The 13,358-nt window shown below is 55.2% G+C and carries 11 protein-coding genes; 3 read left to right on the top strand and 8 right to left on the bottom strand.

Annotation, left to right across the window (positions count from 1 at the left end; genetic code table 11):
* Entirely contained in the window at positions 1–933 is a 933-nt protein-coding gene (locus tag SIB83_RS06800; protein ID WP_413747175.1) for a hypothetical protein, read from the bottom strand.
* A gap of 37 nt (positions 934–970) precedes the next feature.
* On the opposite strand from SIB83_RS06800, the gene SIB83_RS06805 reads away from it, so the two are divergent.
* From SIB83_RS06805 to SIB83_RS06815, 3 genes are all read left to right on the top strand, one after another.
* Positions 971–1,468 carry a hypothetical protein gene (locus SIB83_RS06805; protein WP_413747176.1) on the top strand — a complete coding sequence of 166 codons (498 nt, stop codon included), beginning with the start codon at positions 971–973 and terminating at the stop codon, positions 1,466–1,468.
* Positions 1,469–1,541: 73 nt separating this feature from the next.
* Positions 1,542–2,495, top strand: a complete 954-nt coding sequence (locus SIB83_RS06810; RefSeq protein ID WP_413747177.1) for a hypothetical protein — start codon at positions 1,542–1,544, stop codon at positions 2,493–2,495.
* A 569-nt stretch (positions 2,496–3,064) separates the two neighbouring features.
* Positions 3,065–4,006, top strand: a complete 942-nt coding sequence (locus tag SIB83_RS06815) for a glycosyltransferase (protein WP_413747178.1) — start codon at positions 3,065–3,067, stop codon at positions 4,004–4,006.
* Here SIB83_RS06815 and SIB83_RS06820 read toward each other — a convergent pair.
* The 7 genes from SIB83_RS06820 to SIB83_RS06850 all read right to left on the bottom strand — a co-directional run bounded on the left by SIB83_RS06820 (position 3,996) and on the right by SIB83_RS06850 (position 13,356).
* Positions 3,996–5,096, bottom strand: a complete 1,101-nt coding sequence (locus SIB83_RS06820) for a glycosyltransferase (RefSeq protein ID WP_413747179.1) — start codon at positions 5,094–5,096, stop codon at positions 3,996–3,998. The genes SIB83_RS06815 and SIB83_RS06820 overlap by 11 nt on opposite strands.
* 9 nt (positions 5,097–5,105) lie before the next feature.
* Positions 5,106–5,882, bottom strand: coding sequence for an ABC transporter permease (locus SIB83_RS06825; protein ID WP_413747180.1), 777 nt, complete (start codon positions 5,880–5,882; stop codon positions 5,106–5,108).
* Positions 5,883–5,929: 47 nt separating this feature from the next.
* On the bottom strand, positions 5,930–6,709 hold the full coding sequence (locus SIB83_RS06830; RefSeq protein WP_413747181.1) for an ABC transporter ATP-binding protein: 780 nt from the start codon (positions 6,707–6,709) through the stop codon (positions 5,930–5,932).
* Positions 6,710–6,719: 10 nt separating this feature from the next.
* Positions 6,720–7,844 (bottom strand): glycosyltransferase, encoded by a 1,125-nt coding sequence (locus SIB83_RS06835; protein ID WP_413747182.1) that lies wholly within the window; start codon positions 7,842–7,844, stop codon positions 6,720–6,722.
* Positions 7,837–10,383, bottom strand: coding sequence for a glycosyltransferase (locus SIB83_RS06840; protein WP_413747183.1), 2,547 nt, complete (start codon positions 10,381–10,383; stop codon positions 7,837–7,839). The genes SIB83_RS06835 and SIB83_RS06840 overlap by 8 nt, the downstream gene beginning before the upstream one ends.
* Before the next feature lie 155 nt (positions 10,384–10,538).
* Entirely contained in the window at positions 10,539–11,618 is a 1,080-nt protein-coding gene (gene rfbB, locus SIB83_RS06845; protein ID WP_413747184.1) for a dTDP-glucose 4,6-dehydratase, read from the bottom strand.
* Positions 11,619–12,021: 403 nt separating this feature from the next.
* A complete protein-coding gene (locus SIB83_RS06850; RefSeq protein ID WP_413747185.1) occupies positions 12,022–13,356 on the bottom strand; it encodes a sugar transferase in 1,335 nt (444 codons plus the stop codon).
* Positions 13,357–13,358 lie beyond the last annotated feature (2 nt).

Raw genomic sequence — 13,358 nt, forward strand, 5'->3', positions numbered from 1 at the left:
TCACCCTTTCACCTCTGCTCTCGCAGCGCTGGTAGAACGCATTGGCAACGCCCCCACCTGAGCGAGAAAAGAAGGGTGTCCATGCTCCAGGCAGAGAAAATCACGGTCTCGCCAGATCGGCTTGAGAACAGGGAAGTGTTTCAAAACGGTGCCGGTGGCCGCCGTCTCAAGCGGCCCGACGAATTCAGTGGGCTGCGCCTGGCGCTCCACAAGCATGTTTCGTTGAGCTGCGCTCAAACAGAAACTGCCGGAATGGGGATTGCTCGCCACAGCAAAACCCACGGATCGGCCATCCCAAAAGCTGCCACGCGCCACTTCCTTCTCCTGATCACTCCAGACAGGCTGCTGTTGCTCAGTGGGCTTGGTTGGCCCGTCAACACATAAACGAATTGGTGCCTCTGCAACGCAGTATTCCTGTCGATGGGGCATCAGAACAAATTGATGTTCAGTGCGTTGAGTAAACCAAATCTGTTTATCCACATATCGCGGATCTTGAATCACAAGATCATCCTCCAAGTAAAGAGAAAGATCAGCAACTTGCTTGGTTTGATGCACAAGCCATTGCGCAGCAGCAAGAGGTAACGAGCGCGGGTCGTCAAATGCCAATGCATGCACAGTCAAACGCCCAGTGAATTGCTCCACCACGTCCTGCAAGTAACACTCTTCATTCACAAACACATGGAGATCTATCTTCACGCCTTTCAGTCGCGTGGTGCTGTCATCGAGAGCTGGTGCAACCTCAATTGCATGCTGAGCATGATTCAGTATCAAATCCTGAGGCTGACGATTGAGCGCCAACACCCCGGACAGACAGCGAGCCAATGCCAGTTGGCGTGCAAATCTGGTGCCCGCACGCGTCGAGCCATAGCCCGTTGTTGCAGTGCCTTCCTTGTAAAAGTGAGGAACCGCAACCGCGACGCGACAAAGTCTCACCCATTCCACCCAGCTGCAAAAACCTTAAAGGAGGCCAATGGACGTCTTGCCAGCTCTGCCACCAGGCAAATGCATCACCACCCTGCTAGCTGAGGCTGACCGGCTGGGCGTGGATGTCAGGTGGAAACAACAACCTGAATCCGCTGAACCTTCAGGTACGTATACGGCTTTACCAGGAAAACCTGGTTACGTGACCCTTCAAGCAGCAGAGCAACAAGACACCGACCCCAGGGTTTGCAGACTGCTCGCCCATGAAATGGTGCATGTCATCCAGCACTGGCAGGCCAATTTTGTGGCAGTGTTGCCGCTCGGTTGGCCCGTGGACAAGTCACGTCTGCCAAGAGAGAGGGTATCCACGCATGAAGCAGAGGCCTTCACAGCTCAGTGGCAGCCTCGACGAGTCATCAAAGCGCTCAACGAGCTGGAGCCCCAGCGCGGATTGGCGACCAGTCCATCAATCACCCCAATCGATCGGGGTCACGAAGAATCTCAGACCAAGGAAACAACAAGAGGCAACTCACCTGAATTGGATTGAATACGCACCATCTGTTGCTGCAGCTAGAGACAGCAAACCGCAGTCATAAGCTGGTGCTCTGAGCAAAGCGTTTATGCAGGTTTCCATCCTGGTGGTGTCGCGTACACCGGAACTGCTCAACCGTTTCTGTGCCAGCTTGAATCAGGCCAGTGAACTCCATCCGATGGAGATGGAAATTCTCTGTTCATGGAACGGCACTGACGCCGAAGAAACGCAGATACACAACACAAGCCGCTACGACCTGCACATCGCCCAACGGGTTCCTTATCACTTCTCCGGAAACATGAATGGACTGGCCGCCAAGGCCGGGGGCGATGTGTTGATGATTGCCAATGACGATCTCATTTTGGATGCGGGCTGCGTGGATGCCGGATTCAACCTGCTCAACAGCAACCCAGAGATCGGCCTGGTGGGAGCACTCCTGCGCGATCAATATGATCTGATCTCCCATGCCGGCATTAATTTCGATTTGCGCTGCTCGAATTATCACCTGCTCGATCGACTTATGAGCAGCAGCAAACTCTCAGACATCCCCAGCGCGCCCGTTGGAGCTGTGACTGGGGCACTTCAGTGGATTGCTCGTCAGGATTTTCTAGAGCATCCCTTCAACACCGCCTATCGGGTTTGCGGAGAGGATGTTGAACTCTGCATGGATGTGCAGCAACGACTGAAGAAACAAGTGTGGCTGTGCGCAGAAGCCAGTGCAGTGCATGAAGCAGAAACAACACGCAGCCAAGATGAAAACCAGGCAGGCAACAGTGAAGATCAGATTCGTTTACGGGCCCGGGTTAAAACATTCATCGATCAGGCAAGCAAAAAACAACTCAAGATTCTGCTGATGCAACAACAGCGGGAATCGATGCATCTGCGCGACCTTGTCACTGATCAAACAGGCCAACTCGAGATTCAAGAGACGCTCAACATTGAACGCAAAGAGCGCGCAGAGCAGGAAAAAGTCTTGCTTGATCTGCGGGAAGAACGCCTGCGCCTCAAACAACAACTTGAACTTGCAGGAGGGCATCAGTGATGAACGCATCACCCCTCAAAGGCTTGCGTCTAGTGGTGTGCGGCTTTGAACTCGAGCAAAGCGAGCATCGCGGCATTGCCGTATTCACCAAAAACCTACTGCGAACGCTGAAGAAAGCAGGAGCAGAGGTATGGCTTCTGACAGAGTATTCGCCGGATATCAAAAAAATCAAAAAAGCCAAACTCCCATCAACGGTTGGCACAACGATCTTCAGCGCAGAAGTTCTTGAAAAACTCAACACGACTGAAAAAGCAGTAAAGCCACTGGGGCTGTTCAAAAGGTTTTTGCTGAAACTTCCATTTCTTCGCTCATTTGTTTTACTGCAACATCAGCGGGGAGAACAAGGAATGCAACTCTTGTTCCCTGACAGATCAATCGACGCCAAGTCGCTCAAAATCATCCCCAAAAGTGCGCTAGTTAACAGCCCTTATCAGCGAAGCGAACGACTGTCTTATCTTGCTGATATTGAGGGCTTGATCTGCGCAAAGAACTGCTTTCAATTCAGCATGTCGCTGGCAAAGCGCAGATCAGCGAAACCTTTCACAATCAACCTTGCAGGTTTTGATGGCTTGATCAGCACCAGCCCACTGAATCTCACACCCGAACATTGCCCGCTGTTTCTTCAAACTGTTCATGACCTCATCCCGCTTCAATACCAACGCACACGCGATGATCTGCCTTGCTTCACGCGGCGCTTGATCGCCGCAAGCAAAGCCAGGCGCTGGTTCGTCTCCAATGATGCGGAACAAAACTACAACGCCGCGATTCTCAACATCAAACCCAGATCCTTCGAGCCACTCGGCACTGTTTTAACCCAACCACCATCCCTTCACTTTCCAGGTGATGCTCTCGATTGGGAAAGCCGAACTGATCAATTACAAGTGCCTTGCCTGGGTCAACAATTGACCCATCGCTTCAGCCCCCTTTCCTATCTGCTCTTCAACTCGTCAGTCGCTCCCCATAAAAATCTGCTGTTTGCGCTGAAGTCCTACATGGAATCAGGTATAGAACACCTGGGATTTCAGTTCTGCATCACCGGAAAACCGCAACAGGATGAATACAGCAATGAGGTGAAAGCGATCGCCGCTAACAATCCCAATGTTGTCTTCACTGGCTACGTGAATGAAGCAACCAAACGGCAGCTTTACCTCAATGCCTTGGCACTTGTCAGCCCGTCGCTGATTGAAGGATTCGGAATTCCAGTGCTCGATGCGGCATGCCTGGGCATGACCGCTATCGCAAGTCCCCTGGGGTCTCACCGGGAAATTCACAACATGCATGATTTTGATCAGCATGTCTTGCTGTGTTCCACGCTGGAAACAAGCGACTGGGCAAGCGCCATGCGCCTCAGCTGCCAACGACACCAGCAACATCTGGGTGGTCAGACTGAGCGAGTACAGCAACTCGAGTTGAATCAACTGCGGCAAGACCGCATCTTGCGCTACCGGAACTATCAGCACTTGATCGAACAAGCTTTCAGCGATTCCGTTTGCTCTCTGCTTACGCAGTAATCGACTGGAGATGACTGCGAATCTCCGCCTGCTGGCGATCCAAGCTCATCGCCTGGGCCAAGGAATAGCCCCGGTTTGAGAGGTCCAACCAAGTGGAATTCTCTGAACACAATGCCTTGATATGGGCAGCCAGCGTTTCACCGGTGTCATCAATTGGGAAAAACAGTGAACTGGAGTGGTGAAATTCACGGTGCACGTCAATATCGCTGATCAAGGTGGGAATTCCCTCAGCCTTCGCTTCCAACACCGGGTAATCAAATCCTTCCTCTGTGCTGGCCGACACCAGGGCCAGACTGGAACGCAACCGCTCAATCAGCTGCTCTCGAGTGAGCGATGACAGCCATTCCAGCTGATGGGGTCTGGGCAACTGAGCAACCAGCTGCATCAGGCCTGGCGTGAGGCGCGTTTGGCGGCCCACAATCCGCAGTGTTCCCCGCCATTGCGGCAGCTGTTGCTGAACAGCAGCAAACGCCTTGATCAAGGCTGCCAGGTTTTTATTGGCGTCATGGCGTGCCAAAACAAGTAAATCCTGGCTCCGTGGCGCCGGCACTGCTGGACGTTCCACGGCAACGCCATTGGGAACCACGACCACATCAGAGGCAGGCGCACCAAACTCAACCAACTGATCGGCCACTGTGCGACTGATCGCAATCAAACGCTTCGCGCAGCGCACATGCCTCGGTTGCCAGAAGCGATAACGCAACCAGGCCTTACGACTGTTCGATTGACGCAACGGTGTGAGGTCATGACAAGTGATCAGTTGCGGGACCTGAGGCCAGCAGAGCAAGGCATCAAAGAAGGGGGAATAAATGCCAGCCAGATCCCCTGGGCTGAAGCCATGGCGCTGCAACAGTCCGGATAGATCAACACCATGCTGACCAAGGCTGTAGCGCTGCAGCAAGCGCATCCGCCGAGATGGGGCCCAGCTGATCAGGTCTGGGCTCCATTGCTCTGGTGGCACCAATGAACCCTTGCCGCCGGCATCCAACTGCAAACGCAGGCCAGGGAGTCCTGGAACGACACGCTTCACATAGCTGCCAAATCCAGAGTGGCCAGGCAGCCATGACAGCAGGTTGATCAGCGTGGTCACACCCCGCACCTAAATCAGGAAAGGCAGATTGGCTCGATCGTGATTCAAGCGCCTTACTGAATACCAAACACCAAACGCATTGACCAGTAGCAGTATCAGTCCGACACCCCACTGCAATTCGCCCGTCATCAAGGTGTGGCGAATCGGGCTCAACACCCGATAAAAAGGATTGAAATTCGCAATCCAAACACTGGGGCCAAGGTTCTCTTTTTTGTACAGAATCGGTGAAAGCAAAAACACCAATTGCATCACAATCGGCACCAACTGATAGAGATCACGAAAATGCGCACCTAACAAGCAGACCAGCAGCGGAAACCAGAACAAGAACAAAAACAGGTTTAAAATTGGCAGCCAACCACTCACCAGCAAATGCAGAAGTAACGTTTGCTGGAAATAACTCAAGGCAACCACCACCATCAGAAACGACTGCACAAACGTCTGCATCTGAAAAGCCCATTCTTCCAAGGAGTAAAAAATAGGATTTAGATTGGTGTTATGCACATGCGACTGGTTGTATTCAAATAAATTCGGTGCACCAGTCACGGCCGCACTGATGCTGTTCCAGATCACAAGACCGAGGCCTAAGAGCACCACATACTCACTGAAATTCTCCACCTTGAACACATATCGGTACACCGAAGCCAACACCGCAATCGAAAACAAATTCGAGAGACCAAGCCAGAAGCTGCCTAACACTGTGCGCACAAAGCGTGCTTTGGTACGCGCTGTGGCGGTGAACCACCAGACCCGCCTCAACCCCCAGGCCTCATGCAACGTGCGTTTCACGCTGGCGGGTCGAGCTCCCGACAACTGAGGTGGCGCAGAGGACGACATCATGGGCGGTGATAAAAACTGAGCGCTTGATCCAGAGGACCATCAAAGCCAATCGATCCTTCCTGGAACACCAGGCCGCGCGTACAGAAGCGCTTCAGCAATTCATCGGAGTGAGAGGCGAGCAGCAACGTTCCCGTCGTCGCCAGAAACCCATGCAGTCGCTCCTGGGCACGCTCATAAAAGCTGCTGTCTCCCGCGCCAAAGCCCTCATCCATCGCCAGACAATCGTGGCTGCAGGCTGTCAACAAAGCGAACAACAAGCGCGCCTCCATTCCCTGGCTGTAGGTCTTGATCGGCAAGCGCACAAAATCTCCCAAACCGGAAAATTCCACCACATCATCACAAAAGGCAGTGAAACCACGCAGATTGCCATTCACCATGAGGTAGTGGGCCTTTACCGCCTGCAAGCCACTGAGCTCAGGGCTGGTGATAAAGCTTTTATGAATCATGGGGAAGACGCGCACCTTCGACTCAAACAAGCCCGAAGTGTGCCGGTAAATCCCGGAGATCATCCGCAGAAAAGTTGATTTTCCAGCCCCGTTATGACCGATCAAAGCAACCCTTTCTCCTTCACGAATGATGCAATTCACATCCTGAAGTGCGGTGACCACAGCACCACCTCGACGGCGCCTGAGATTTCCTCCTGTCACTGAACGAATCAGGGTCGATTTCAGGCTGCGCGTCTCGTTGGTGAAGACAGGAATATCAAGCCGGACATTCTCCAGACGGAGAACCACTGACGATGTTTCCGTGATGGATTGCGGTGCATGGGTCTTCATCAGCGGCAGATTACCGCGCCCTCATCGCATCCAAACTCCTTAGCCAGATCGCGCGTGCAAACCGCTGCAGGTAACGCTCACGGGCCTGCTCACCAAGCTGCTGTCTCCATTGCACATCAGCGGCAAGACGCTTCAGCACTTCTGGCAATGCCTGAGGTGTCTGGTCCCACTCCAGGTCAGGCAGGGCCCCAACCCAGCCCATGCCTGAGCGCCGGCGCTGAAAAGCCAGCGCGGGGAGGCCCGCTGCCATCGCTTCGAGCTGCACAATGCCGAACGCCTCGTTGCAGCGATCGGAAGGCAGCACCAGAAGCTGAGAACGTGCCAGCAAATCCTGTTTGGCCGACTCATCAACCCGGCCATGAAAACGGACACGCCGGGATTGGCCGTCAGCGAACAGAGCGTTGGCCAGTTCCTGAAAATCACGTCTTCGCGGCCCATCCCCGACCACCTCCAGGCACCAGGGTGAAGGGATCTGCGTCATGGCCTGCAGCAGCCAGTCGAGCCGTTTGTAACTGTCCAGGCGGCCGATGAAAATCAGCGTGAATGGCCGATCCCGATTCAAGGGCGCGGCTTGCAGATCAAGGCAGGCCGCTTCCTGCTCTGCGCTGAGAGAACATGGCAGCACCCTGACCCGTTCAGCCGCACAACCGCTTCGGATCAACTCTTCAGCGAGCAAGGGAGAGGTGGTGACCACCTGCGACATCGAGGGAAGCATTCTGAGGGCCAGCCATTGATAAAAGCTGTAGAGGGCACCGTTGAAACTGCCGTCATGCTCGAGAAAACAGTGCCAGTGCGCGGAGACGCAACGCCTGGGCCTGCATAGGCGAGCCAGAAGCAGCAACAGCAGAACACCAGGCGACGGCAGGTGACCATGAAGAGGTGTCTTGGACCGCAACAGTTTCCATAAACGCCTTGAAGGCAGCGGAAGCCTGAGACGAGCCAGCGCCGGAGTGCAGGGCAACAGCACTCGCTCGTAAGTCACAGGCAGCGCGTCGACTTCAGCGCAGGAGCGCGACTGCACATCAAAACTGTGCACTGTTCCGCCCCATGCACTGGCCAGTTCATGGGCAACCCGTTCGACCCCTCCGTATCCAGGCGGCCATTCCCTGAGGACCTGATCGATGCGTTCAGTCACTGGCCAATGGCAGCTCAAGCCAGGGATGACGATCCTGCAATGTTCGTGAGAGCGATCGTTGCAGGCGGCTGGTGGAATGCATCGTCATCGAATCTGAATGGCTGCGATAAACGGCCTGGATGCTGGGGCACTGCATGCCATGAAAGCCGGATTCCACCAACTTGCACCAGAAGTCGTAGTCCTCCCAGCCGCCCTCGATGTGGGTGTAACCACCCACAGCCTCCCAGGCACTGCGGCGTACGAGCGCCATCGCATCGATGTAGTTGCCAGCGCGAAATCGGACGTTCTGCCAGGAAGCCAGGCCGACAAGACTTCGCTGCTCATCAGCACGGCCCGCTTCAGCCTCAACGGCCACAAGCGGATGCACCACGGCCACTGATGCTGAGCTTTGATCAGCCAGTTCCATGCAGCTCTGGACCGCCTGAGGGAACAGTGCGTTATCGGCGTCCAGAACAAAACACCAGGGAGCCTTCGATGCCTGAAATGCCGTGTTGCGTGCCGCAGCAAGACCGGCATTCGTCACATGCTTCAACAACAGACAACGCTCAAAGCGACTGGCATGTCTTTGCATCCAGTCGCGCACGATCATCGCGCCTTGATCGCCTGAGTGATCATCAACAACAACCAGTTCCAACGCTTTCTCCGTCTGGCTGGCAACGCTGTCGAGCGCAGCTTCAATCCGGTCTGCGTAATTGAACAGACTCACCAGCACCGCCGCACGCAATAGCAGTGGTGGCGATTCTTCAGTTTGGTCTGATACGCATTCCGAATCGAACAAGGTCTCGGTAGCTGGGCTGATTCGCTCCTCCGCTGCCACCGTCAGGGGCTCACCTCGATGCAGTGCCCTGAGCTCGGCCGGTGAACTCGGCGGCGCGGCAGCCAGGGGTGGATGCTGATCAATCTCCAGCAAGGTCCATTCCGAAGGAACCTTCTGATCAGGCCAGATCAAACGTTCAGCCTGGCGTGCTGCATGCTGAAGCCAACCAGCCCTGGCCAGACCAGCCTGAGGGCTCGTCACCACAAGATCGGACCAACCCGGCAGGTAGGCCAACGGAGGCAGATCCCCTGCCGCCGTTAACGGACAACCGGCAGCCTCGGCAGCCATCGCCTGATCAAACAATTCCCCGGCATGTCCGAGCAGCAGAAGGCAACCGGATTGAACCGGAGGAAGCCCGAACTGGGCCGACCAGATTGCTGGATCGTTGGCATCCGCCTGATCCAGCCAGCCATTGAGTGGCTCCTCGGGGTCGAGCCACCAGGCTTTCAGCCCAAGCGCTCTCAACAGACAGACCCTCGCAGGGTCTGGATCCCAAATGATCTGTTGCGCAGCCAGCAGATTGAGCCAGTGCCAGACGCGATCAGGCTCCGGCAACTCAAGATTGAGTGCCAAATGCTCCGGCCCATCAGGAGCGGCTGCGGATTGCGACACGAAGCAAAGCTGATGATCACCTGATTCCGACCAGTTCAGGCGGCGTTGCGGCAGACCCTGCACCGGCACGTGCTGCCAGAGCAGATGAGGAAGCAACTGATCCCATGCCATCCCGCAACAACTGATGCGCGGCTGGGCACCAAAAGCCAGCGGCCCCACCCAGCGGGGTGCCGGGTAATGGCGCCACATCTCAAGCCATTGGCCCCAGGAACCCGGGTCAGATCGAAGCTGAGCCGCGGATGGCAGCGGGGATTCCTCTACCAAAAGAGCGCGAGGTGGATCGACAGGAGGCAGACGGTTCCAGGGTCGACGCCCGGATCGAGCAGGCCCTTGCTTCAGCAAGCGAGCATGCAGACGCCGCACCGAGGGCAACACCGCTTGCTGGGATTCAACCGCAGCTGATCCGGTGAGACTGCGTCTGAGCTCAGGGCGAATGCCGGCAAGAGCAGCTGAAACCATCTGATCCGACGGCTGACACTCCGGCAAGGCTTCAAGCAATGCCGTCAGCTGCTGAGCTGGTTGATCGAACCAGCGCCCGTAATCAATCACCGATATCAGCAGCCCGTAGGCTCTGGCGATGTGGAGCACCTCAACGTTGTGTCGCCACCAAAGTTGCTGCGCCCGGTTGTGATCCATCCCGGTGATCGGCCCATCCCGCTTCACCAGTGAACGCATGACCTCAACCGGATCGCGGACCGCCAGGATCAGACGCAGCGGAAGTTGCAACTCAGACGCCAGGCCAATCCAGAGCGGCAGGAGCCGACTGGTGCGTGGATCCTTGATGCACCAAGGGGACGACTGATGGTTGATCTGCCGGGAAAGAAGCTCACGCAAAGACAACGACGCTCGAACTGTGGCCGGGTGTTGCAGCCACCCCTCGGGCAGAGGCTGGCAACCCTGCAAAGAAGGCCACCAGCGATCGAGATCAATCAGGAGCCGTTCCTGAATCGAAACCACACGATCCCACTCGTAATAACCGGCTGGGTTGTGTTCATCGGCTGAGACCAGCTCACCCGGGAGCCCGACACCCAATTTCTGAAGAATTCCACCCAGCATTGAAGTGCCGCTGCGATGCATGCCGACAACAAGAACAAGAGGCGAAATACTCATTGGTCAATTAAATTTCAAAAAAGACAAATGGCAGCCAGTTTTCAACATAGACGACATCGATGTTTGCAATCCCAAAGAAAACTATTCTACAGGCGATCTGATCACTCATCAACACGAAAAGCCCTAGAGAAAACTCTTCGAATTCAGATTTTTAATCATGATCGACCCAACATTTGCTGACACCAATCGGGATGATCGAGATACCAGTGCACCGTTTGCCTTAAACCATTCTCGAAGCCAAGCGATGGGCTCCATCCAAGCTCTTTTCTGATCAGCGATGAATCAATCGCATAACGCCGGTCATGGCCGGGGCGATCATTAACCCTGGAAATCAGGTGAGAGTAAGGCTCTGCCTGAGGCCTGATCTGATCAAGAATTGCACAGATTGATTCGACCACTTCACGGTTGGTTCGTTCATCACAACCCCCACCTTCACCGCCGCCGCCCACGCAGTAACTGGCTCCGGTTTTGCCTTGACCAGCCACCAGCAACAGGGCATCAACATGATCTTCGACATGCAACCAGTCCCTGACGTTCAGCCCGTCCCCGTACAGCGGAATTGGCTTCAATGCCAATGCACTGAGGATGACCACGGGGATCAACTTTTCAGGAAATTGCCACGGACCATAGTTATTACTGCAATTCGTCGTCACCACGGGCAGACCGAAGGTGTGATGCCACGCCTTCACAAGGTGATCACTCGCGGCTTTGCTGGCCGAGTAGGGGCTGCGTGGATCGTAGGGAGTGGCCTCCGAGAAATACCCGGATGCTCCGAGTGATCCGAACACCTCATCAGTGCTGATGTGCTGGAAGCGAAAGACCTCGCGACGAACAGCAGACAAGGCATCCCAATGGCCGCGGCATGCCTGAAGCAACGAAAAAGTGCCGATGATATTGCTATCCAGAAACGCTCCCGGAGCATTGATGGAGCGATCCACATGACTCTCGGCAGCAAGATGCAGCACCAGATCAGGATCTGCCCTGCGAACAGCTTCAGCTGTTGCCTGTTGATCAACCAGATCAACCTGCAAAACATGATGTCGCCCTGCTGCCATTCCGCCAAGTTGCTCCACCTCGGCCTGGATGCTGGAGAGATCACTGGCGTAACCAAGCTTGTCGAGATTGAAGACCTCCACTGCGCTACAGCGCAGAAGGCGACGCACTACAGCCCCGCCGATGAACCCAGCACCTCCTGTCACCAGCACCCGTTGAATCGAGTCAGGCAGACAACTCACCGAACCGCACGCAAAAACCAACTCATCATTACCCAGCTCTTAAATGCAGTACGGAGAGGTCTGCTGCCTACAAAGCGATCACTCACGAGCTGACTGGGGGAGGGACCAGCCTGGAAGTTTCACCACTGGTGATTTCAGCCAATTATCTGATGCGAAAGTTTCCACCTTGATCTCAATCCTCGAGAATTTCAGTGGCCAAAAGTCCAATGCCTGAACCTATAAACGGGTCCCTCTTCGACACTGGGGCAATCAATACTGACGCCAAAAAACTGAAGACCATCGAATGAATCAAGGCCTTGGATGACAACAACCTTCTTACGATTGGGCCCATCACGGCAGGAACCTCAAAACCATGCACCCAGATATTGCTCATTGATAGGGCAACTGAAGTCTCACCCAGAACTCAGCGACCTCCTGCCTTAAGAACCGTTTTGATTGTGCGGAACAGAATCACAAGATCAAGCCAGGTGCTGAAGTGCCGCAGGTAATACAGGTCATAGGAAAGCTTGAGATCGGAATCATCGATGCTGCTGGCATAGGGAGCACAGACCTGAGCCCAGCCGCTCAATCCCGGTCGCATCCAATGGCGCTTGCGGTAATGGGGGATGCAGAGCTCCAGGTCATGCTCCAACTCCGGACGTTCCGGTCGTGGTCCGATCAGGCTCATGTCCCCATTCAGCACATTCAGCAGTTGGGGCAGTTCATCGAGGCGCAGCCTGCGCAGCCAACCTCCCACAACTGTGATGCGCTGATCACCGGGCTGGGTCCATTGCGCAGGTGCATCAACAGGCTGCACCGTCATTGTGCGGAGCTTGAGAACCCGAAACGGTCGTCCAAGCCAGCCGCTGCGCTGCTGGACATAAAACACCGGACCTCGATCCTCAATCCAGATCAACAGAGCCGCAGTAAGGATGAACGGAAATGTCAACAGCAACAACGTTGCCGACACGAGCAGATCTGCCATGCGCTTGAGCTGACCCTGAACACTGAACGTTGCCGCCCAGGGCAGATCATCAAATGTCAGGGTGCTTTCGCCCATCAACAAAGGCGGCAAACGCTCCTGCTGCAGTTCAAAAAATTTCAGCAAAGACATGCTTCGCACCACTCTTGGGTCGCAGATTTCAAGCCTGTTCAGCACAGGATTGGCTGCTGAATCGCTACGAACCGAGGAACTGATGGCCACCAGCAGTGGCTGCTCCGGTTGATCCAGACGACGTTGCAATCCCCTCGCATTGACGGGCATCAGAGGTTGACGATGGGGGATGCGCCGCCAGACCTTGAGAACGGTTTGGATTTCATCCCGGTTCGCAAGCAACAACAAACGCGGTGCATCGGGAAACAGCAGACCTCGGCGCAGGGCCAGACGCACCATCAACACCCAACCTGTGAGGGCCGTCATCCACAACAACTGCACCCGTCTGTACACCAGCCAGACCGCATCGCTGGGATTGATCAGCCAACGGGCGATTGCCACCACCATCACACTCACAGCAGCCGTGATCAGAAGTCGCTGCAACAGCACCGGCAACGAAACCCGCCGCCAGCTCAAGACCGTGTAGCTGCCAAACAGCCAACCCAGCAATGGATAAAGCAGCATCGAGAAAATCAGCCAGCCACCCTGTCCGACGAGACTGCTGCCGCCGATGGTCCAATCGAACAAGGAAGGCAGCCAGAGCATCAGCCCAAGGATCAGCAGCTGACCCAGGCCATCGAGCAGCACTGCCCGAAGAATCAGCATGC

Origin of the sequence: Synechococcus sp. MIT S9507, assembly GCF_047304715.1 — a bacterium.
Taxonomy (GTDB): domain Bacteria; phylum Cyanobacteriota; class Cyanobacteriia; order PCC-6307; family Cyanobiaceae; genus Synechococcus_C.

What these genes read in the sequence shown, in the direction of transcription:
- SIB83_RS06805 (WP_413747176.1), top strand. Translation starts at nt 971, where the DNA reads ATGGACGTCTTGCCAGCTCTGCCACCAGGCAAATGCATCACCACCCTG.
- SIB83_RS06810 (WP_413747177.1), top strand. Translation starts at nt 1,542, where the DNA reads ATGCAGGTTTCCATCCTGGTGGTGTCGCGTACACCGGAACTGCTCAAC.
- SIB83_RS06830 (WP_413747181.1), bottom strand. Translation starts at nt 6,709, where the DNA reads ATGAAGACCCATGCACCGCAATCCATCACGGAAACATCGTCAGTGGTT.
- SIB83_RS06840 (WP_413747183.1), bottom strand. Translation starts at nt 10,383, where the DNA reads ATGAGTATTTCGCCTCTTGTTCTTGTTGTCGGCATGCATCGCAGCGGC.
- SIB83_RS06850 (WP_413747185.1), bottom strand. Translation starts at nt 13,356, where the DNA reads ATGCTGATTCTTCGGGCAGTGCTGCTCGATGGCCTGGGTCAGCTGCTG.